The organism is Bradyrhizobium sp. dw_411 (assembly GCF_018449695.1).
Lineage (GTDB): Bacteria > Pseudomonadota > Alphaproteobacteria > Rhizobiales > Xanthobacteraceae > Bradyrhizobium.
On record NZ_JAAVUY010000004.1, the window covers coordinates 309,269 to 330,280 of the forward strand.

25 protein-coding genes and 2 tRNA genes are annotated in these 21,012 nt (G+C 60.0%); 11 read left to right on the top strand and 16 right to left on the bottom strand.

The window, feature by feature from the left end:
• Positions 1-143: 143 nt before the first annotated feature.
• The 9 genes from HB676_RS08575 to HB676_RS08615 all read right to left on the bottom strand — a co-directional run bounded on the left by HB676_RS08575 (position 144) and on the right by HB676_RS08615 (position 9,400).
• Entirely contained in the window at positions 144-1,838 is a 1,695-nt protein-coding gene (locus HB676_RS08575; protein ID WP_213737304.1) for an NADH-ubiquinone oxidoreductase-F iron-sulfur binding region domain-containing protein, read from the bottom strand.
• A 183-nt stretch (positions 1,839-2,021) separates the two neighbouring features.
• Positions 2,022-3,278, bottom strand: coding sequence for a gephyrin-like molybdotransferase Glp (gene glp, locus HB676_RS08580; protein WP_213737305.1), 1,257 nt, complete (start codon positions 3,276-3,278; stop codon positions 2,022-2,024).
• A 118-nt stretch (positions 3,279-3,396) separates the two neighbouring features.
• A complete protein-coding gene (locus HB676_RS08585; protein WP_213737306.1) occupies positions 3,397-5,352 on the bottom strand; it encodes a molybdopterin biosynthesis protein in 1,956 nt (651 codons plus the stop codon).
• Between the two features lie 17 nt (positions 5,353-5,369).
• Positions 5,370-6,488: a molybdopterin-binding protein gene (locus tag HB676_RS08590; protein WP_213737307.1), complete on the bottom strand. Its 1,119-nt coding sequence runs from the start codon at positions 6,486-6,488 to the stop codon at positions 5,370-5,372.
• A gap of 110 nt (positions 6,489-6,598) precedes the next feature.
• Positions 6,599-6,675: transfer RNA gene (locus HB676_RS08595), tRNA-Pro, on the bottom strand.
• Positions 6,676-6,739: 64 nt separating this feature from the next.
• Positions 6,740-7,231: a DUF192 domain-containing protein gene (locus tag HB676_RS08600; protein ID WP_213737309.1), complete on the bottom strand. Its 492-nt coding sequence runs from the start codon at positions 7,229-7,231 to the stop codon at positions 6,740-6,742.
• 194 nt (positions 7,232-7,425) lie between these two features.
• Positions 7,426-8,091 (bottom strand): cold-shock protein, encoded by a 666-nt coding sequence (locus HB676_RS08605; protein WP_213737310.1) that lies wholly within the window; start codon positions 8,089-8,091, stop codon positions 7,426-7,428.
• Positions 8,092-8,289: 198 nt separating this feature from the next.
• Positions 8,290-9,048 carry a Sir2 family NAD-dependent protein deacetylase gene (locus HB676_RS08610; protein WP_213737312.1) on the bottom strand — a complete coding sequence of 253 codons (759 nt, stop codon included), beginning with the start codon at positions 9,046-9,048 and terminating at the stop codon, positions 8,290-8,292.
• Positions 9,049-9,118: 70 nt separating this feature from the next.
• Positions 9,119-9,400, bottom strand: a complete 282-nt coding sequence (locus HB676_RS08615; protein ID WP_213737314.1) for a hypothetical protein — start codon at positions 9,398-9,400, stop codon at positions 9,119-9,121.
• Positions 9,401-9,622: 222 nt separating this feature from the next.
• On the opposite strand from HB676_RS08615, the gene HB676_RS08620 reads away from it, so the two are divergent.
• Positions 9,623-9,811, top strand: coding sequence for a hypothetical protein (locus HB676_RS08620; protein ID WP_213737316.1), 189 nt, complete (start codon positions 9,623-9,625; stop codon positions 9,809-9,811).
• Between the two features lie 733 nt (positions 9,812-10,544).
• On the opposite strand, the gene HB676_RS08625 is transcribed toward HB676_RS08620, so the two are convergent.
• The 3 genes from HB676_RS08625 to HB676_RS33745 form a co-directional block, all read right to left on the bottom strand.
• Positions 10,545-10,874 (bottom strand): hypothetical protein, encoded by a 330-nt coding sequence (locus HB676_RS08625; protein ID WP_213737318.1) that lies wholly within the window; start codon positions 10,872-10,874, stop codon positions 10,545-10,547.
• Between the two features lie 443 nt (positions 10,875-11,317).
• The gene (locus HB676_RS08630; protein WP_213737319.1) at positions 11,318-11,575 is read right to left on the bottom strand and encodes a hypothetical protein; all 258 of its coding nucleotides are present in this window, start codon (positions 11,573-11,575) and stop codon (positions 11,318-11,320) included.
• Between the two features lie 106 nt (positions 11,576-11,681).
• Positions 11,682-11,834: a hypothetical protein gene (locus tag HB676_RS33745; protein ID WP_249780136.1), complete on the bottom strand. Its 153-nt coding sequence runs from the start codon at positions 11,832-11,834 to the stop codon at positions 11,682-11,684.
• Positions 11,835-12,339: 505 nt separating this feature from the next.
• Here HB676_RS33745 and HB676_RS08640 point away from each other — a divergent pair.
• Positions 12,340-12,501, top strand: coding sequence for a hypothetical protein (locus HB676_RS08640; RefSeq protein ID WP_213737321.1), 162 nt, complete (start codon positions 12,340-12,342; stop codon positions 12,499-12,501).
• A gap of 54 nt (positions 12,502-12,555) precedes the next feature.
• On the opposite strand, the gene HB676_RS08645 is transcribed toward HB676_RS08640, so the two are convergent.
• A complete protein-coding gene (locus HB676_RS08645; RefSeq protein ID WP_213737323.1) occupies positions 12,556-12,753 on the bottom strand; it encodes a hypothetical protein in 198 nt (65 codons plus the stop codon).
• Between the two features lie 360 nt (positions 12,754-13,113).
• Between HB676_RS08645 and HB676_RS08650 the strand changes: the two genes are divergently transcribed.
• The 4 genes from HB676_RS08650 to HB676_RS08665 all read left to right on the top strand — a co-directional run bounded on the left by HB676_RS08650 (position 13,114) and on the right by HB676_RS08665 (position 15,646).
• Positions 13,114-13,485, top strand: coding sequence for a hypothetical protein (locus HB676_RS08650; protein WP_213737325.1), 372 nt, complete (start codon positions 13,114-13,116; stop codon positions 13,483-13,485).
• A gap of 457 nt (positions 13,486-13,942) precedes the next feature.
• A complete protein-coding gene (locus HB676_RS08655) occupies positions 13,943-14,305 on the top strand; it encodes a DUF930 domain-containing protein (RefSeq protein ID WP_249780137.1) in 363 nt (120 codons plus the stop codon).
• A gap of 52 nt (positions 14,306-14,357) precedes the next feature.
• A complete protein-coding gene (locus tag HB676_RS08660; protein WP_213737327.1) occupies positions 14,358-14,615 on the top strand; it encodes a hypothetical protein in 258 nt (85 codons plus the stop codon).
• Positions 14,616-15,193: 578 nt separating this feature from the next.
• Complete coding sequence (locus HB676_RS08665) at positions 15,194-15,646, top strand: VOC family protein (protein ID WP_213737329.1); 453 nt, start codon at positions 15,194-15,196, stop codon at positions 15,644-15,646.
• A gap of 43 nt (positions 15,647-15,689) precedes the next feature.
• Here the strand turns inward: HB676_RS08665 and HB676_RS08670 are convergent, their stop codons facing one another.
• Positions 15,690-15,881 carry a hypothetical protein gene (locus HB676_RS08670; protein WP_213737331.1) on the bottom strand — a complete coding sequence of 64 codons (192 nt, stop codon included), beginning with the start codon at positions 15,879-15,881 and terminating at the stop codon, positions 15,690-15,692.
• 188 nt (positions 15,882-16,069) lie between these two features.
• Between HB676_RS08670 and HB676_RS08675 the strand changes: the two genes are divergently transcribed.
• Positions 16,070-16,717 carry a glutathione S-transferase N-terminal domain-containing protein gene (locus tag HB676_RS08675; protein WP_213737333.1) on the top strand — a complete coding sequence of 216 codons (648 nt, stop codon included), beginning with the start codon at positions 16,070-16,072 and terminating at the stop codon, positions 16,715-16,717.
• Between the two features lie 135 nt (positions 16,718-16,852).
• Here the strand turns inward: HB676_RS08675 and HB676_RS08680 are convergent, their stop codons facing one another.
• Entirely contained in the window at positions 16,853-17,113 is a 261-nt protein-coding gene (locus tag HB676_RS08680; RefSeq protein WP_213737335.1) for a PilZ domain-containing protein, read from the bottom strand.
• A gap of 334 nt (positions 17,114-17,447) precedes the next feature.
• On the opposite strand from HB676_RS08680, the gene HB676_RS08685 reads away from it, so the two are divergent.
• Positions 17,448-17,522, top strand: a tRNA-Glu gene (locus HB676_RS08685).
• A gap of 46 nt (positions 17,523-17,568) precedes the next feature.
• Here the strand turns inward: HB676_RS08685 and HB676_RS08690 are convergent.
• Positions 17,569-18,210: an HD domain-containing protein gene (locus tag HB676_RS08690; RefSeq protein ID WP_213737337.1), complete on the bottom strand. Its 642-nt coding sequence runs from the start codon at positions 18,208-18,210 to the stop codon at positions 17,569-17,571.
• A gap of 96 nt (positions 18,211-18,306) precedes the next feature.
• On the opposite strand from HB676_RS08690, the gene HB676_RS08695 reads away from it, so the two are divergent.
• From HB676_RS08695 to HB676_RS08705, 3 genes are all read left to right on the top strand, one after another.
• Positions 18,307-19,305 carry a GlxA family transcriptional regulator gene (locus tag HB676_RS08695; RefSeq protein ID WP_213737339.1) on the top strand — a complete coding sequence of 333 codons (999 nt, stop codon included), beginning with the start codon at positions 18,307-18,309 and terminating at the stop codon, positions 19,303-19,305.
• 119 nt (positions 19,306-19,424) lie between these two features.
• Positions 19,425-19,721, top strand: coding sequence for a hypothetical protein (locus HB676_RS08700; RefSeq protein WP_213737340.1), 297 nt, complete (start codon positions 19,425-19,427; stop codon positions 19,719-19,721).
• Between the two features lie 26 nt (positions 19,722-19,747).
• Positions 19,748-20,980 (top strand): Zn-dependent hydrolase, encoded by a 1,233-nt coding sequence (locus tag HB676_RS08705; RefSeq protein WP_213737342.1) that lies wholly within the window; start codon positions 19,748-19,750, stop codon positions 20,978-20,980.
• The last annotated feature ends 32 nt before the right edge of the window (positions 20,981-21,012 follow it).

The following is a 21,012-nucleotide window of genomic DNA, read 5'->3' on the forward strand; positions in this document are numbered from 1 at the left end:
CCCGGCCATCCGGCACATTCTTGCCCCCGGCCGCGCCTTTGGCGTCGTGACCGTAACCTTGCGGCGTCGGAGCGATTTTGTCGGTGCTCATGCTAAGACCTCGTACGGAATATCGGGAAAGCTCTGCGTAGCAATGCAGGTTGTCAGACCGCGAACTCCTCCGGAAAGTATTTAATCACAGTCGTCAGTGGATTGGAGGCCGCCTGGCCGAGCCCGCAGATCGACGCATCCCGCATAGCCTGGCTCAATTCGTCGAGCAGTTCACGGTTCCACACCGGCCGTTCCATCAGAAGCGCCGCCTTCTGGGTGCCGACGCGGCAGGGTGTGCACTGGCCACAGCTTTCATCCTCGAAGAACCGCATCAGGTTCAGCGCGGCACTCTTCACGCTGTCATGTTCGGACAGGATGACGACCGCCGCGGAACCAATGAAGCAGCCGTATTTCTCCAACGTACCGAAATCGAGCGGGATGTTGTCCATCGCGGCCGGCAGGATACCGCCGGAGGCGCCGCCCGGCAGATAGGCATGGAACGTATGCCCATCGGCCATGCCGCCGCAGAACTCATCGATCAGTTCACGCACGGTGATGCCCGCAGGCGCCAGTTTCATCCCGGGATTCTTGACACGGCCAGAGACCGAATAGCTGCGCAGGCCGTGACGGTCGTTACGGCCGTGGCTCTTCCACCAATCCCCACCCTTCTCGACGATGTCGCGCACCCACCACAGCGTCTCGATATTGTTGATCAGGGTCGGCAGGCCGAACAGACCGACCTGGAACGGATAAGGCGGCTTATGCCGAGGCAGGCCACGTTTGCCTTCCAAACTTTCCAGCAGCGAGGATTCCTCGCCGCAGATATAGGCGCCGGCGCCACGCCGCATATGCAGCACGGGTCCTCCGGGCGGCAGCTTCGCAATCTCGCGCTCGAGAATTTCCCGCGAAGCCGGATATTCATCCCGGAGATAGATGTACACGTCGGTCGCTTCGACTACATGCGCGCCGATCAGCATGCCCTCGATAAAGCGGTGTGGATCGGTTTCGAGATAATGGCGGTCCTTGAACGTACCGGGCTCGCCCTCGTCGCCATTGATCGCCATCAGCCGCGGGCCAGGCTCGCCCAGCACCGAGCGCCATTTGCGTCCGGTCGGAAAACCCGCGCCGCCGAGACCGCGTAAACTCGCGTCGTCGAGCGATTTCAGCAAATCTTCCTTTGGAAGAGCGCCGGAGCGCAGGCGCGCCAGCAATTGATACCCGCCATCAGCGACATACGCATCCAAATCGACATAATCTGGCAGATGCGCATGGGTATCGCCGCCCTTCGCCGCCGCAAGCACATTGGCGACCGTTGCATGATCGACGAAGTGATGGCCGACCTCGGCAGCCGGCGCGGTATCGCAACGGCCGACGCAGGGCGCGCGAACCACGCGAATGCCGGGACCGGCCGTGTTCTGCAATTCCTGCAGCAGCTTCTCCGCGCCCAGCATCGCGCATGTCAGGGAATCGCAAACGCGGATGGTCAGCGGCGCAATGTCCGGTTCACCTTCTTTCACGACATCGAAATGCGCGTAAAAGGTCGCGGTCTCGAACACTTCGGCAAAAGCAAGCTTCATCTCATCGGCCAACGCCGCAAGATGGGCCGCGGAAATCTGATGATATCTGTCCTGGATCAGATGCAGATGCTCGATCAGAAGGTCGCGCCGCCGCGGCCTGTCACCGAGCAGAAGTTCGATCTCATGCCCGGCGGCCGGATCGATCTGGCGGCCTTTGGGGGTGGACTTGGCCCGCCGCCGTCCCTCGCCCGGATGATCGAACGAACGGACCTCTTGGACATCATGACTCATCGCGATCTCGATTCTGACATTGCGCGAATTCTAATGCTTGGCATACCAAATGCCAAGCAAAAACAATCTGATAGTTCGGGGACTTATCGAAATCTGTAGCGGCGAGACCCCCGTGCCCGCCCGATCATTCGGACAGATGACGCTTGCGATGTCGATCATCAAAAGGTCGGATCAACCGACCGGTCAGACCAGACTGGCATAAGCGAGAAACCCAACCGCCTGGCCAGGTTCCACCCGCTCAATGCCTTCGCCAAGTTCGACTAATCCATCGGTGTCCACAAGCGACGAGAGCAGTCCTGCGCCTTCCCGGGGAAATTTGACCGCTTCGAGCACGCCATCCTCACCCCTGCGCAGATTGACCCGCACATATTCGCGGCGGGCGATCTTCTTTTTGTAGGCGAAGGCAGCGCGCACCGGCATTGGAACAAGATGCTGTTGCACGGCCCCCGCCAGCGCCAGCACCGTCGGCCGCACCACATGCACGAAGGTGACAAAACTCGCGACCGGGTTGCCCGGCAATCCGATGAACGGTGTGCCGTCGACAATTCCCATGGCGACCGGACGTCCGGGTTTGATCGCCATCCGCCACAGCACCAGGCTGCCAACGCTTTCGACGGCAGCCTTGACGTGATCCTCTTCGCCGGTCGAAACGCCCCCGGTGGTCAGGACCAGATCATGTGTTCCCGCCACCTTCTTGACGCCGTCGGCAAGCGCGGCGCTGTTGTCGCTGACAATGCCGAGATCGCTGACCTCGCAACCAAGCCGCTTCAGCATTGCCATCAGCATGAACCGGTTGGAATCGAACAATTGTGAAGCCGCGCGTGGCCTGCCGGGCGATACCAGTTCGTTGCCGGTCGAAAATACCGCGACGCGAATTCGCCGGCGCACATCCAGTTGCGCAAGGCCGAACGCTGCCGCCAGCGCCACATCCTGTGGCCGCAAACGAAGGCCGGCTGCGAGAGCCGACGTACCGGCAGGAATGTCTTCGCCCGCGGGACGCACATTGGCGCCCGGCCTGAGGCCGGCCGGAAGAACGACCCTGCCTTCCGCATCGAGGCGCACATCCTCCTGCATGAAGACCGTATCGGCGCCATCCGGCATCGGCGCGCCGGTAAAAATCCGCACTGTATGGCCTGGCTTGATCGCGTCGCCTGATGACGCGCCGGCCTGTACCCGGCCTGTCACCGGAAATGCCATTTCCTTATCCTGCGGAACATCGCCGCCGCGCACGGCATAGCCATCGACTGCGGAATTGGTGAAAGGCGGCAGCGGCAATGGCGCCGAAATGGCGTTTGCGAGAATGCGTCCATCGGCATCTCCCAAGGACACGGTTTCGATGTCCCGTACTGCCGTCACCCGCGCACTGATGATTGCCACGGCTTCATCGACCGACATCATCGGCCCGCCAAAGGCAAAGCAATCGTCAGACAGTTGCGCCATCGTGGTTCTCAGGTTTCCGGCAAGCTCTGCGCCAATACGTCTTCGATATCGATGGCCGACGCAATATCATGCCGGCAATCCCCCTGATATCATCGAGATGGCGACCGGTAGCGGTGTTTCAAGCTTCCACTGGCCGAAATCCCGCCTGCGCCAGTGCCGCGCGACTTTCATCCGACGCCAGTGCTGCGAGAAATGCCTGCACCGCCGGACGCTGCTTGCGAGCCGCCACTAACGCAAAATCATAATGCTCTTCCGCCAGCGGAATGAAGCCAAGCCCGGCGGCGTGTGCGACAGGTGCAATGGTCATGCCCCAGTCGGCACGATTCTGCGCCACCGCTGCGGCGACCGCATTATGCGAACGCGGCTGGTTCCAGTAACCGTCCGGCCGCGCGGAGCCGAGCATGCGGTCGATCAAAATCCGCGTCCCCGCCCCCTGGTTGCGGTTGACCATGATGCAGGCTGGATCGGCAAGTGCCGCTCGCACAGCATCCTGCGCAGTTAGGCCCTGGAAGCGCGTATCCCCAGGGCGAAACACGATACCTTGCATCCGTCGCCAGCCCGGCACCAGTTCAAGACCGTCAACCAGAAACGGCGTATTGTAACTTTCGCTCGCCTCGTCAAACAGATGGATCGGCGCAAGGTCGCATTCGCCACGCCGCGCCGCAGCAAGGCCGCCGAGACTGCCGATTGAAATCGAACGCACCAACAGGCCAGAACGCGCCAGTGGCGCGGTGACCAAATCGAGACCCGTACAATGGCTACCGACGATGACGAGATCGGGAACGCGCACATGCGGCGTGAATAACGTTACCTCGGTTTCGGTACCCGCCGGCATCTGATCGGCCAGCGCCTCTATCTTCAAGAAACCGTCGGCTTGGGCAAATGAAGTGATTGCGCCAGACCCCTTGCCGGAAGGGTACGCGATCAAGTCATCAGCGCCTTCAACCAGCGACACCATGACAAATTCTGTGCGGCCCATTTCCGATGCGATGCGCACCGGGACCTTGGCCGTGACCTTTGCATCGGAGCGAGGTGGCAAGCCAGCCATCCGGCGTAGCACCGGTACGATCATGTCGTGAAAAGTGAACATCGCTGATGTCGGGAAACCCGGCAAAATCACAACCGGTTTTCCGTCGCAGACCGCAAGGCAAAGCGGCTTGCCTGGCTTCAACGCAACGCCGTGCGCAATAATGCCGGGTTTACCGAGCCGCGCGATGATGCGGTGCGACACATCACCCGTACCTTTCGAAGTGCCCCCTGACAGCACCAGCATATCGCAGTCATCAAGCGCTTTGCGCATGATGGATTCGAGTTCATGCTCAACATCGGGAATGGCGCCGAAAAAGATCGGCTCGCCTCCGTTCTCGCGAATGGCCGCGGTAACGATAGCGCCGTTGGTATCGTAGATCGCTGCGGGGCGTAACTTTAGCCCCGGCTGCACCAACTCGTCTCCCGTGGAGATCACTGCGATGCGTGGACGGCGTGCGACAGAAACTTCGGCAATGCCGCAGGCGGCGAGCATGCCGATCTCACGCGAACCGATCACGGTTCCGGCGCGCAGCAGCGTCTCGCCGCGCGCGATGTCTGAGCCGGCATAGGACACGAACTGTCCGGGCGATGCGGCCCGGCGGATCTCGATCACGCGCTCCCCGGCGGGCTGAGTGTGCTCGACCATCACGATAGCATCTGCGCCACGCGGCACCGGTCCCCCGGTCGCAATCGAGGTCGCCGTCCCCGGCGCGACGGGCAGCATCGGCGCGGTGCCGCATGCGATGATTTCGTCGTTGAGTACAAAGCGAACCGGTGTCGACTCCCCTGCCAACGCCAGATCGGCGGAACGCACCGCGAAACCATCGACATTTGAACGATCGAATGGGGGGACATCGATGGGCGCGACGACATCGTCGGCCAAGGCTTGACCAAGCGCATCGGACAGCGGTCGCCGCTCGCTTGCAATAGCGCGTGGAAACAGCGCGGCTTCAAAGCGTGCCAGCGCATCCTCGCGCGACAGGATCGTCAGGAACTGATCCTGCTCGAAGCTGTCGCCTCTCTTCTGCATCGGAGTTTCGGTCATGCTGAAAGCACTCTTGGTCAGCCCCTTAGCATATGGGCGTCGACCGGCGTTCCCGCCGCGAACCCTTCACTGCTGCCGGGCACGGCCAGCCACGCATCGGCGCGCACGATATGCGCGAGCGAAAGATCCCCAATTGCCAGCGGCATCCAGGCGCCCTCGCTTTCCCTGAGTAAAGCGATATCCGCAATTCCGACGCCGGACGATATCTTGCGCGCCAGCGGTAGCGTCTTCGTGCGCTGCAGGTGTCCCGATAGCCGATCCAGCACCGGCAGCACCAGCGTCCACCACGCCGCCAGCGCCTGATCCGGCGCACCGGCCAAAGCGATAACGGGAGTATCATCGATGGTGCAGAGGGCAGTCGTGCGACCCGGCTGCAACGCGACCCCATGAGCGATCAGCCGGCCGTTTCTCGTCAGCGCCTCGACTGTCGCGTCGGTATGCCCGACGCCGGTGCCGCCAACGGTGACAATTAAATCGCATCTCTCGCCAGTAAGCGCCTTCGCGACGGACGAAGCATCGCGCCCGTTGGCCTGAGAACAGATAACATCGGCTCCCGCCGTGCGAGCGCTTTCCGCGATCAATTGAGCTGTTACCGTATGCCCGGCCACCGCCGGAATATTGATCAGCCGCAGGCGCGGACGGCGAAGCGCGAGCTTCCCCAGCCCGGTCGCACGTGCCAGCATCAAATCGAGCGCGCGAAGCCGACGCCCGGCAGCGATGGTCAGGCCTCCTTCACCGATATCAGAGCCGGCGCGACGGACGCCCTGCCCCGGCAAGGCCTCGCCCAAAACCTGAAACATCGAACCTGAAAGTTCAACCAAGGCGGAATCGACGACACAATCCGATCCATTTGGCATGCGATCGCCGGCTTCAATCCATACCGGAGGTCCCGTCAGCGGGAACGGCGAGTAGGACGATGCCCCGACGAGATCGCGGGCGCAAAGTGCCCAGCCATCCGTAACGGCAAAGTCGTTTACAGGGATCGGGCCGAGTAGCGATACTCCCGCAGAGACAGAGCCTAACGTCTCCGCGATCGGCAGCTCCCTTGGGGCGACAGGTTCCAATCCATCCAGCAGCGCAGTCAGCGCCTCGTCGAGTGGAATTAGCGATCCCGTCAGACGCTGCCCCGCCGTCATTTGCGATAATCCTCCGCGATTTCCGGGCGGCTGGCGGAACAGCACAAGAACCGCGTGTCAGCGTCAGGGCAAAATGTCAGGATCGCAGCGAGAAGAATCAAGGGGTTAGTTGGTCGGGGCAGCTGGATTCGAACCAACGACCTGCAGTACCCAAAACTGCCGCGCTACCAGGCTGCGCTATACCCCGATCATTTGGGAAGGGTCGTCGATACACGCTTAAAGCGCCGCCAGCAAGGCTGGCTGGCGCCGGTTTACCGGCCATTGAACAGCGGATGGGCGACCCGGTCGCCGGGCGCGATCCCGTATTTTTGCGCCGTGCCCGCGATCACCTCCAGCACCCCCTTCGCCATCCCCCTTGAGGAGATGATCTTGGTGGACATCGGCTCGGTATTCTCGGCAATTCGCAGGATCCGGCCGTCGGCCCGGATGAAGATCATGTCGAGGGAGATGTAGGTGTTCTTCATCCACATCGACACTTCCTGTTCCGGTGTGAAATCGAACAGCATGCCTTTCCCATCGGCCAGTTCCTTGCGGTACATCAGCCCGGTGGTTTTCTCCTCCTCGGTGGTCGCCATCTCGACCGAGAAAACCTGCACGCCGGATTTGGTCACGATCTCAAGCGGCTGAATGCTCGCTGCCTGTACGCCTGATACGGTGAAGGCGACAAGCGCACCGGCCAAGGCGATCGATATCCAGACCCACACACGCCCACGATTCCAACCAACCACGCGATTAAACTTCATCAGACAACACTCACCCTGGCCGCAGATTCCATAACGCGCGCATTCTAGCGCAAATCAATCGATCCGATCTGCGTAAATTTGACGGAATGCACGCGGGCTGACCGTAGCCTAGGGATCGTGGCAAATACCAGACCGCAGGCAGACTTCAGCCAGCCGAATTTATTTCTGGTCGGAAATGCGAGGCAGTCGCCCGATCAGTGCGACGACAATCCGGGCGAGCCGGCTTCGGGCTGAATCTCGGCGGCCATCATGCCCTTGGAGCCGGGCCCGAACCGCACCAGCACATATTGGCCAGGACGAAGCTCGGTCATGCCATAGCGGCGCAAGGTTTCCATGTGCACGAAAATATCCGGCGTGCCCTCCCCGCAGGTCAGGAAGCCGAATCCGCGCAGCCGGTTGAACCATTTGACCTGCGCCCGCTCCAGCCCGCTGGTCGGCGTGACGCTGACATGGGTCCGCGGCGGCAGCATCTGGGCGGGATGGATCGCGGTCGACTCGTCCATCGATAGAATGCGGAAGGCCTGATAGCCCTTCTGACGCTGGACGCATTCGCAGACCAGCCGCGCGCCCTCATAGGCGGTTTGATAGCCGTCGCGCCGCAACACCGTGACGTGCAGCAGGACATCCGGCCAGCCATTATCGGGAACGATGAACCCGTAGCCCTTTGATGCATCGAACCATTTGATCACACCGGAGATTTCGACAAGGTTCGCAGCGGCCTCACCGAGACCCGTCAGGGCGTCGATGGCCGGATCGCGTCCGACGCCACCTGCAAATTCGCCTGGCCCAAGCCGGTTGGATGATGCTCCGCCAGATAGCGGCCCCCCGAGCTTTTTGGACTCAAAACCGTCCGACCCCATGACCCCGGACCCCACACAATGATTTACGCGCCGTCATCTAAAGCGACGGTGCCTGTCGCGCTCATCGATGACAATTCATGATGACGCCGCGCGAATCTCTTGAATCAAAAGATAACACTCCCGGTTGCCGCGCATAGATAAAAAACGAATCTGCCTGAATCTATGAACAGGCTTGCGCGTCAGCGAATCAATTGGGCATCAGTTGCCCACGAACGGACCAAGGGTTTCCCCGATATCAAATCTGATCACCAGATCAGCCATATCGTCCTGTTCGGTCGGCTCATTGTTGATGATGACGAGTTGTGCGCCGCTGTTTTTGGCCAGTTGCGGAAAACCGGCGGCGGGCCACACCACCAGCGAGGAACCGATCGCGATAAAGAGATCGCAGGCTTGCGACAGTTCCGCGGCGCGGCGCATCTCGTCTTCCGGCATCGCTTGTCCGAATGAGATGGTCGCGGTCTTCACCGGTTCGTCGCAGATCGTGCAATCGGGCGCACCGGATGCCTCGAAGCGGGCTTTGACCCAAGGCAGATCATAGGCCTGCCCGCAACCGATACAGCGCGCGTAAGTAGTATTGCCGTGAAGTTCCACAACGTGATCGGCCGCGAAGCCCGAGACCTGATGCAGATTGTCGATGTTCTGGGTGATGACCGCCGGAATTTTGCCGACCTTGTACAGCGATGCGAGCGCGCGGTGGCCGCGTCCGGGCTTTGCGGCGGCGAAGGTCGCCTCCATCGCAAAGCGGCGTCGCCATGCCTCATCGCGCGCCTCGACGCTGGCGACAAATTCATCAAACGGAATCGGCCGGTTGCGGGTCCACAATCCGCCCGGCGAGCGGAAATCGGGAATGCCGCACTCGGTCGAGATGCCCGCGCCGGTAAAGGGAACGATGATTGTAGCCTCGGCGATCATGTCGCCGAGCCGCTCTACACCACTGCGAAGATCTGAAGCAATCACGAAGGACAATCCGAAAATCAGGTCATGCCGATTATAGCATGACCGGTCGGATTGCCACGCACCGTCGGCTTTAAGCTGCCTTTGAAACCGGTTCTTTGGCAGTCGGCTCCTTGGCGAGCGATTCCTTGGCGAGCGGTTCTTTGGCGATCGGTTCATCGGCCTTTTTAGGCTTTAGAACCGGCGCAATGGCGGCGGATTTCTTCGCCGGCCGGTCATATTGCGCCAGCTTTTCAAGTTCCGCTTCGAGTTCGGCGCGTCGCGCCGCGACTTTTTCCATCAACTTGTCGGTCGCGTTGTCGCGCAACGCAGCGACTTCCTCGATGCTCAGGGAATCCAGATCGATTTTTGCCATGCAAGCCTCCTGCTCCCTTGTCGCTACCGGGAAGGTGCTGGCGCCGCAAGAAAGCCGCCGGTCTTATCCACCGCGCGATGTAATTTCTCCACCACGATATCGCCCGGGCCTGCGCAGGAATCACAATCCTGCAACGACATGTCCCAATTCACGCCTCAATCTCACACGCCAATACGCACGAGAGACGAGTCAAGAAACTCGACTTAACAAAACAGGATGGGCATGACCGAAACAACCAGGGACCGCCTTGCTCGCGAGCGGGAAGAAATCGCAGCACGCATCGCAAATTTCAAAGCCACGCAGCAAAAATTCCAGCGCGAGCGCGAAGAATATTACACCGCGACACTGGAGAACGCGCGGCTATCCGAACATGGGCGTCACACGCTGGAACAGATTCCGTTCTGGTCGTAGACGGTGGCGGCATAATCATCAGCGTCCCCCCGACCTGGTGCGCAATTGTGCACGGGGGCCGGGACCACACCTGTTGTGTGTAGTGCGCGATCAATTCGAATTTCAAACAGCCACCTAAGCCGTCATTGCCGGGCTGGACCCTGCAATCCATCCTCTTCAAAAAAACTTCTCACAGAGATCGATGGGTGCCCGGATCAAGTCCGGGCATGACGAGTGAGTGATCGCGGCGCCAAGCGCCCGAGTTTTGCTGAAACGTCCCGCCCTCTCTCCAGAGGGCGCAGGGAATGCCGGGCGCCTGGTGCGCCCGCAGCCGCGCGCGTATTGGTAGTTAGCACGCGCGTTAGTCACCACGGTCACACCGGAAACGCCCGGCATTCCCCGCGCAATGGTTTACGGCTTACTTCGCGCTCTCCCCGGCGATCGGGCTCTTTTGTCACCGTCATCAGCGAATTGAATCCGCCAACTTGACACCAGCGTCGAGGCGTCAGGACCACACGACTTCGCCGTCCGCTTCACACGCCGTTCGTCAAAGGCGCATCCGCGTCCACCGCATCCCGCCTCACGTCCGTGACGATCGCGAAACGCCCCTCTGGGAGGCGGGACGGCGGAATCAATATTCCTGTTTCTACCTCGCCGTCAAATTAAATTCGGAAATTCCGAAATTAATCACGACTCCCGGCACGGGAAACCAAAAAGCAGCCCGGAAGCGTCGCCTCCGGGCTCGTTCGATTTATCAGTAACCGCGCCAGTAGCGGTGCCGCCAATACGGCCCGCTGCCGTAATATCCGCCGTAGTAGGCATACGGCCCGCCTCCATAATATCTCGGCCCGTAATACCCGTAATAGCGGGGGCCGTAATACCGGGGATATCCGTAATAGCCGTAGCGCGGTCCATATGGCCCATAATAGCCGTAGGCGCCGTAAGCTCCGGCCGTGATCGCGCCGGCGGCCAGGCCAAACGCCAATCCCGGACCCCACCCCCAACCGCGCGCCTGTGCCGGTGCCGGTGCGGTGGTCACAGCAACCGAGGCGACCGTCGCCAACACCGCCAATACTTTCTTCATCTGCACCTCCTGTCGCAAATGTGTTCAAGGCAACGCAAAAGAGGCTTTTTGGTTGCAGGAGCAATCCGGATTTTTGAATCCCGATTTCGCATCAGCGAACAGCCCCGGACAACAGCGGGGCCAAGCGACTGAACAATGAAGCTGATCAAAACGGGCGGGGAAAACAACCCGGCAGGCTGCCGCGTTCAGGATGATCATCCCGACGGCAGGCTTGAACGAGATACTGCAGCAGACGCTGCCTTAATGAAGGTTTGTGCTTATGGGGGATATTTCAACCGCCATCCGCGCAGCCCTGAACGTACTTGTATCCCGGGAAATCCCGCCTATTTGGGATTCACTAGACGGTCGAGCCTTCCAGGGCTCCTGTCGCAAAGGCCCTGCTGACACCCCTCGGCAGGGCCTTTCGCTTTTCCGCAGAGCCCTTTCAGCGGGCATCGCGGACGCTATCGCTTTTTCTTTTTTCCAAAAATATCGTTCCAGTTATCCTTGTAGGCTTGGGTCACAGGCTTCTGACCTTCGCCCATACCTTGTTTCTTCGGTGCCGCGTCCGGCTTGCTTTCACTCGTGGGAGCAGTGCCCGGCTTGGTTTCAGCAGGCTTGGTTTCAACACCCTTAGCTTCGACACCCTTGGCTTCGACAGCCTTGGTTTCGGGGATTGGCTTTTTAGGCGCAGCGTCCCGGGATTTCTTACCGTCTGACATTTTTCCTCAATGTTATGGCTTCTCGCCGCGATAGTAGCTCTGGGCGTATATCACCAATGAGCGCGGCCTGGCGGTAGGTCGTCAGCCCCCATAAATACTTTGGTGATTAAACCATCACCATCCGGCTACCCGGCACGCGTTCCTTTGCAGGCTGCTCGCGTTTCAGCCGATCCCGATCCGCACACATATTGCCGATGTTGGCCAGCATCCGGGCCAACGGGGCTTCGGCCGGCAGTGAATTGATGCCAGCCTTTTGCAACGTAAGTATCTCCCTGCCTGCGCTGGCGAGAAACCTGCACGCGCATGCGTTCGATTTCGCTTCGAAGGAAGTTGATATCTGGCATGGATTCGGTCCCGGACGTCCTGCCTGGTACTGGCCGAAATAGCCAGTCGCAACCCAAAACAGGCCAGTAACGAAAACACCGCCCGGCGGAATATAATCGCAGGGCGGCGTTTGGTTAGTCACCGGATTCCTCAAATCCCCCGGTCCCGTGTATGTATACAATAGGGACGCCAAAGTTCAATTAATAGGCAAAGGGGATCTTGGGGAACGGTTAACCGGATGCCAAGTTATCCAGCGGTGCCGCCCCCCACGGCACATTCCAACCCGGACGGCCTCAGCGCTTACCAGGCCGGTACCTCCTGCCTCAACAAAACAAAATAAGAACATTAAGCAACCCCCTGCGAATAGTGTCCGCCTGGTGGAACACCCCAGGGCCGAGATGCTTGGCCTCAACTCGCTTGGGGCGGGCCGGAGAAATTTTATGAATGCATGGAGCGAATATTTACGAGAACAGGCGGTGATTGCAGATCGCTACGCCAAGACGATGACGACCGCAGAGACGATCAAGGAGTTCCTCGATATCGCGGAGAGCTTTCGGCGCGACGCCGACGCTGAAGACGCCAATCCGACTTACGAACATTAGAGCATGATCTTTTTTGGAAAAGCGGTCCCCATCTTTTCCGGATCATGCCGTCGCCTACACAAGGCCGCCCAGGGAACCAAACCGGCGCCAGCGCATTGAATGAGGGAACGTCAGGCGACGCTCACCCCAAAGGAAAACCCTGTCCTCCCCCGGCAGGGTTTTTCTCTGAGGGGTCTCGCTTTTCTTTGACGCGTTTTCTTCACGCGAACCGGTCTCCACTTCGCTTGAAAACGCACTGATGGAGTCGGTCATGGACGAAGGTTTCCCGCAACACACGGTTGGCTTCATGCGCCGCAAGCGCGAGAAGGAACAGCAGAACGACCGCAGCGAGTCCTCACAATCCTGAACGCAAGGCCGGTGCCCGAAGCGGTTGGCTCGGTGCCGCGCCGTTCACGCAAGAGATTGTTAAGACCTGGCGAGCGCTGATTTGATCGACTCCGATTCGTTCTTTGGGAACGAAATGGAGTCAGATCGAGAACGAAATCATTGTTGTGAAATCATCGTTGCAAAATCGTCGTTGGATGACGCAGCTCTCAGGCGTGCAGTTTGGGCAAGGACGGGCCAAACGCCCCGCTCCTGCCCCCTGCCTGAATGCTTTGGTCTGACCGTTTGATGGAGCTACGTGTTTTCGGAATACCCCCTGAAATCCACCGTGTGAAACCAAACTGTGGCTCGCCCGTAGCTCGTCCTGGAGAAATGGAGCCCGAAACGATGTATCTGCCCACCCCTGTCGAACAACTCGCGATTCAGGCCAGATTGAATTTCATGCTGGGGCCCCGGGAATACGACAGATTATTCATCGACTTTGTCTGCGGCGAGATCCGCGGCCTGTCGGCCCACGTCTTTGCCCGGAGCGAATACAATGCCAACGAGATTGCCCTGCTCTATGGGGCCCACGTTGCCATCGCGATCGAAAGCATCGTCAAGCGCCCGATCCGCTCGGTGAAAGTGCAACCGAGAAATTTTTCCAATTCGCAGACGTGATGGAATGGTGCGCGATTGTTGATCCGGGACCCACCCGGCAACCGGCACTCAATAGATCAACCCGGAATGCAGGATGATGCGGGAGCTGACTTTGGCGAACGCAATGCAGAACATCAGGGTGATGAAGTATTTGTACATGGCAAGTCTCCTTTCGCCGTTTGTACAATCAACCCAATCCCGGGGAATGTGAGTTACCTCACGCTGGACGCTGTCGCCGATATCTGGCCCAACCACCGAACAGAGCAGCCATTCAGGAACGAAGACGCTGTGCGGCGCTTTAGAGGGCCATGCAATGGATCGAAGCCATCATTAATATTTCAGCGCTCGCCGGGTTCATCGGCGTGGCGAATCTCGGCTCACGCTGGTGCTTCAGGAGCGCAGCCCGTTAGATTGATAGTGCGCCCAATTCATATATACGAAGGCCGCCCGACTATCTTTCCAGCACAAGAGACCCACGTTGAAACGACTTGCCTTCGGCCTTCTCATTCTGTCCTCTCCCGCACTCGCCGTCGACGACAGGTTTCTTGCGAGCCTGAGCCGGCTCGATCCTGAAACCAGGCTTGAGCAGGTTTGCGATTTAGAAGCGATGAACCGGATAGGCAGGGCTGACCGCGCGAAGTCCGATGTGATTTCTCATCCCATCCACAACGGGAATATGTTGACCGCGAGCGGTGGAGCGTTCCGTCAGAAAGGCAAATGGTACCAGTTTTCTTTTGTCTGCAAGGCGACCCCCGACCATCTCAAAGTTCTTTCGTTCAGCTACAAGGCGGGAGAATTAATCCCCGAACAAAAATGGTCGTCTTACGGGTTATGGCGCTAGCCTGCGCTCCAATAGCCTTGTTTTTACGCTGGCGCGCTCATATCTCAACCTCATGGAATTGACCCTCATTCAGGATTACGCAATCCAGGCGCGCGTGGCGGCAGTCATCGGCGCCAGCGTGTTTGACCGCGTCTTTGCCGGCGTCAGATTTGCCGAGACAGATGGGCCTCTGCTTTACGTCTACGCCAAGGACGAGAGCGCCGCAGCGGAGATTGAGGACGACTTCTCTTCACTGATTGCAGATATCGCCAGCCGGTTGTTAAAGCGCGAGATCGAGTTGGTCGTTGTGCTGCCCAAAGTTCTTCAGTGAGCGAACCACGCACATTGTTCTCCCTCTGACTCTATTCTGTTCTCAAAGAACGAATCGGAGTCGGACAAACCAGCGCCGACAAAATCTTAACAATGTATTTTGAAGCGTGACATCGAGATAGCTGCTGTTCCGCCAAAAGTGCTTCAATGAAACAGGGACAGCCAAACGGCTACTGCCAGAACAGCCGTTAGCACACCGAAATAGCAAACAATCTCTGGATTTACGACAATCTCGCCATTTGGAAGTCGTTCATACGTCCCGTTTACGGCGGCTTTCTTCGGGACAATGCGTCCCCATGAGCAAACGTATAGAATCGCTGCGCCGATGGCCCAACCGACGGTGTAAAGCAGCAACTGAAATACAAGCTCTGCAAGTAACTCCATCACTTGAATAGATCAGAATTCAGCCAGCAGTTTTCAAGTCGCGTTTTACGGTGCAGGATTCCCCAATATCCGAGAAATAGAGAGGCGTTGGCCGACACACACCGGCTGCCCTTCGCCGCATTTTACTGCTATTGAATGCGCCGAACCACCCAGACCGGATTCAATCCGCAAAACCTCTCAAAGGGAGTCCCGACCATGCGTTATCTCCACACCATGCTGCGCGTGCGCAATCTCGATGCTGCGCTGAAATTCTACCAGGACGCGCTGGGACTGAAGGAAGTCCGCCGCACCGACAACGACAAGGCCAAATTCACGCTGGTGTTCCTGTGCGCCGCCGAGGATGTCGAATTGCTCAAGCGTTTGCCCGCCAATCGCGGCGCGCCGCTGGTCGAACTCACTTACAATTGGGACGAGGAAAAATACGGCGAGGATCGTTATTTCGGCCACCTCGCCTACGAGGTCGACGATATCTACGCGACCTGCGCGCATCTGATGAAGCTTGGCATCACCATCAACCGTCCGCCGCGCGATGGACAGATGGCGTTTGTCCGCTCGCCCGATCTGCACTCGATCGAGCTCCTGCAAAGGGGCGACGCGAAAGCGCCGGCCGAACCGTGGACGTCGATGCCGAACGTCGGACACTGGTAAGACGATTCCCGGGACACTTATAAATCCTGCGCGCGGCCGCGTTTTACGTGGCCCGCACGGGAACCTCGCATCGGCCCGCGCGTTCTTGAATCATCGAGATTTCAAGGAGACTGTGATGGGACGAGGAATTTTGCTCTGGCTTTTGGGCGTGCCGATACCGGTGATCATTTTGTTGTGGTTGTTCTTCGGCCGCTGATTTCAGGCTGACGGCATACTCGCGCAGATAGGCCTGCATAATAAGGCTCCGTCATCGACGGGGCCTTATTTTTAAGGTGCCGGAGCCTTTATTTTGAAAGGGCCGCATTGCAACGCGACATGGCACGACAGCGATACGACACGCGCTTTTTTTTGAAAACTCCGGTATGACGCCTGCGTCAGGTGTGGGTTAAATGGCCCGCGTAAAATTGCCGGGAGCGAAATACCGTGTCGAACAACAATCAGGGTCAACTCAAGATCTGGGGCCGGGCCAATTCGGTCAATGTCCAAAAAGTGCTGTGGTGCCTGCGCGAACTCGATCTGCCCTATGAGCGCATCGATGCCGGCATGGCGTTCGGCCGCAACCGCGATGCGGATTATCTCGCGATGAATCCGAACGGACGCGTGCCGACGCTGGTGGATGGCGATTTCGTGTTGTGGGAATCCAATTCGATGATGCGCTATCTCGCCCTCGCCTACAAGCCGCAATCGCCGCTTTATCCGCAATCGCCGAAGGCGCGCGCCGGCGTCGATCGCTGGCTGGACTGGACGCTGTCGACGCTGCAGCCGGTCGATCGTCCGGTGTTCTGGGCGCTGGTGCGAACCCCGGTCGAGCAGCGCGACATGGTCGCGATTCAGAAAGACGCCGACGCCGAAGCGGCGCAATGGGTCATCGTCGATGCCTACCTGGCAACACGCCGCTTCATCGAGGGCGACGAGTTCACGCTGGCCGATATCGCGATCGGCGCCTATGCGCGGCGCTGGTTCGGCGTCGAGGGCGTTACCAAACCGCGGTTCAAACACCTCGACCGCTGGTTCGCGCAATTCGCCAGCCGGCCGGGATTCGCGCAATTCGTCGCGCCGCCGATGTCGTGAGGTTTGACGTGGCCTCATGGTTCAAGACGCGCGAAGACGCGCTCCTCACCATGAGGGTCTGAGTCCTCATCCTGAGGAGCATCGCGAAAGCGATGCGTCTCGAAGGATGGATGCGCCATTAAACTGGAAAATGCGTTACCTGACGAACTTCACGCCGAACGATTTTCCGCGGCGCCAGACCACTTCGCAAGCACGGCCGGTGCGGGCGTCGCGCGAGAAGGCGAGCCGCAGCTTGCCGGTGAGCACCGAGGCATCGTCGAGCGTGATCTTCGCACCGGAGTTCGACAAATCCTGCACCACGCATTGGCGCGCCGCAAAGCCGCCATCGAGGGTGACCCACCCCGGCTGGTGCAGCGATCTGCGCGCTTCGCGCTTCTTGTTGTTCAGGGCGGCCATGGCGTTTCCGGTAAACAATGCTCAGGGTACAGCCCTACCCCGTTAGGCTTAAAAAGCCGTTGCAAAACCTGCTCGAATTGACCGCATCTCCCGGATCGAGGCCCGTTCATATTGCGGGGAAAACCAGCTTCCGGGCGGCTTGCCCGGCCGCGCAAACGCCACTATACGTTCGCCCGCTGGCTCAAGGATCAATTCGCCCGATCCGGGTCCGGCACGGCGCCACCGCGGCCTCAACGCGTTGATTTGCCGATACTATTTGCCTTGAATGCCGTGCGAAACGGCGGCGCCATGACCGGTCGGTCTTCCGACTCGATCCTGGCGATCCAACGTTTTCGCTCCCTTCGTCTATCGGTTAGGACGCCACCCTTTCACGGTGGAGAGAGCGGTTCGATTCCGCTAGGGAGCGCCACCACCATCGCTCAGCCCTAATAACTGCCGCGCGGAGCGATCCAGCCTCACCCATGCCAGTGCGAGTGGCGGATGACGCTGCAGAAATTCCCGCGTTTGAAATGTGAGTCTTTATCGGCGAGCACGTCGGCCTTGACGTTGCCAAAGGTCGTCTCCGGCTTGTGCTTGATGCCGTCGTAGAACGCCTGGATGATGTCTTCCTTGAAGTGCGGCGTTCGCGGAAAAGCCTTCACGACTGCCTCACGCTCGGCGTCGGAATATTCGCGATAGGTCAGGCCCAGCACATCCATCTCGACGCCGGCCGTCACCAGCGCGACCACCGGGTGCATGTGTTTGGGAATGCCGGGCGTCGTGTGCAGCGCGATCGCCGTCCAGACCGTATCGATATCGGCTTGCGTGATGCCTTGCCGCTTGAGGAAATCCCGTGCGGCGTTGGCGCCGTCCACCTCGAAGCGTTCGTCTGCGCTGCTGTGCGCTTTGGTCAGGCCCATGTCGTGGAACATGGCGCCCGTATAAAGCAGTTCCGGGTCGAACTTCAGGCCGCGGCGTTCGCCGGCCAGCGCGCCGAACAGATAGACCCGGCTCGAATGGTTGAACAGCAGTTCGGTTTCGGTGTCGCGAACGATTTCGGTCACTTCGCGAGCCAGTCTGCTGTCGGGGATCTTGATGGCATGAGTTGCAATGGTCATTGGGTGAACCTCCGTTTTTGGCCCTCCCCACTCTAGAAATCCCGGGTAATGTCCTATATAGTCGCGATACGACGAATATGGACATTTGACCCGGTTATGAGACACGCATCCATTCCCAAGACATCTGCTCCCAAGAAAATCGGCATCCTGGCTCTGCCGGGCGTGCAGATGCTCGACGTCGCGGGCCCACTCGATGTCTTTGCCGAGGCCAATGTGCAGTCGGGCAGCAACGCCTATGCGCCCTGCGTGATTTCGACGGTCGAGGGCCCAATCGTCAGTTCATCCGGTTTGCGAATTCTTCCCGACATCGTTCTCGGTACTCACACACTTTCTGCCTTCGACACGCTGCTGGTGGCAGGCGCGCCGCATCTTGGCAAAATCCCGGCCGATCCGGCGCTGCTCGACTGGCTGCGCCGGCATGCGCCGAAAAGCCGCCGCTTCGGCTCGGTCTGCAGCGGCGCCATGTTGCTGGCGGCGACCGGATTGCTCGATGGGCGGCGCATCACCACGCATTGGGCGATGGCCGAACAACTCGCCCACTTGTTTCCGGAGGTCCTGATCGAGATCGATGCGCTTCACGTCCGCGACGATCAGATCCGCACCGCCGCGGGCGTCACAGCCGGGCTCGATCTGGCGCTTGCGCTGGTCGAGGAGGATCTCGGCCGCGAGATCGCCAAGAAGATCGCGTCGCAACTGGTGATGTTTTTCAAACGCCCCGGCGGCCAACTCCAGTTCAGCCGGCGTGGCGAGACCAATCCCGTCGGCCGGTCGGCGCTTCAGGAAATCCAGCGTTGGGTGGCCGCACATCCGGCCGAAGACACCAGCCTGGCCGCGCTGGCCGGCCGCGCCGGCCTCAGCCCGCGTCATTTCGCGCGACTGTTCCGGCAGGAAATCGGCATGACGCCGGCCGCGTGGGTGGAAACGGTGCGGATCGACGCCGCGCGCCGCATGCTCGAGGGCGGCGAGCGACCCAAGCAGGCGGCGGCCGCTTGCGGTTTTGTTGACATCGATACGTTCCGCCGCGCCTTCCAGCGCCAAGTCGGTGTCACGCCTGCGGAGTATCGACGCCGCTACGAATTGGCGGACGCCGCGTGATTTTGTCGCCCTTGCTGCGAAAGGGCGCGATCACCGCAGCATCAAGATTCTTTTAGGTGCCAAGCCCGGAACCTGCTGGTATTGCGTGACTTGCGTTACCGAAACACAGGGAGGAACGCATGACGAAATTGAAACTCTTGGTTGGGACCGCCGTCGTCTTTTCGATGCTGGCAGGACCTGCAATGGCCCGTCGCTACACATCCTCCCGTCCGGTCCAGAGCGTCTATTGTGCGACCCGGGAAATGGGCAATCCCCACAGCCAATACTGCGATTATCAGGCCTGGAGCCAATGGCGGAGGTTTGGCAGTTGGGACTCCAGGCTCGACAATGCCTGCCTGGCCAACCCGGCTTACATTCCCGGCGAATGCGGCCGCGATGCGCAGGGCAATGTGCTGTTTCCGCGGAATGTGTACTGAAGGGCATGACCTGATAGAACGGGTCCATGCCTGACCATCGCTTGCAGGCCGACGGCGCACGGGTCCTGGCTGATCTCAATGCGCTGCGCGGCATCGGCACCTACAAGACCGGTGTTCACAAACCGACCTTCTCCGAGCCGCATCTGCGCTCGCTGGAATGGCTGGCGCAGCGCCTGCCCGATGCCGGGCTCACGGCCGAGATCGACGGCATCGGCAATGTGCTGGGCACAAGCGCAAAACCCGGCCGCAAATTGCTGGCCGGCTCGCACCTCGAAAGCCAGAATTTTGCCGGCTGGCTCGATGGCCCGCTCGGCGTGATCTATGCGCTCGAAGCCGCGCGCGTTCTCAATCCCGATCCCGGCATCGACGGCGCCGTTGAAGTCGCATCCTGGTGCGACGAGGAAGGCCATTTCGGAAGTTTTCTCGGCAGCCGGTCCTATATCGGCAATGTCAGCGAAGCCGATATCGACGCGGCGCGCGACCGCAGCAGCGGCCGGACGATGCGCGATGCGCTGCGTGACGCTGGCCTCGCCGGCCGGCCGCGCATCACCGCCGATGCCAAGCGGCATATCGGATATCTCGAGGCCCATATCGAACAAGGCCAGCGGCTGGAGAGCAGCGGGCTTGCGATCGGTATCGTGACTTCCATCGTCGGCATCTGGCAATACCGCATCACATTCACCGGCGAGCAAAATCACGCCGGCACGACTCGGATGGATGTACGCAAAGACGCCGGCCTGGCGCTGGCGCGGTTTTGCGTCGATATCGATGAGCGCTTTCCCGCCGTTAGCGGACCGCGCACCGTATGGACCACCGGACGCATCACGCTCGATCCCGGCGCGCCGAGCATCATTCCCGGCCACGCGGAAATGCTGTTCCAGATGCGCGACGACGATCCCGCTGTCATTGCCCGGCTGGAGGATCTGCTGCAAAGCATAGCCGCCCAGGTCAGCGCACAGGGCCGCTGCAATGTCGCGATCGAGCGCATTCGCACCGGCGCCCCCGCCTTGATGGACGCCGGCTTCCAGCAAGCGATTGAAGCGGCGAGCCGCGCATTGGCCGGTGGAAGGTCCGAGCGCATGCCGAGCGGCGCCGGCCATGACGCCCAGGTTCTCGCCACCATCATGCCGGCCGGCATGCTGTTCGTCCCGTCGATCGGCGGCATCAGCCATCACTGGAGCGAGAATACTGATGATGCCGATATCGTCACGGGGGCGCAGGTGTTCGTGGACACATGCCGGCGCCTGCTGACGGCATAAGCGTCGCCCTTGAGCGCCCGCGTCCAACCTCA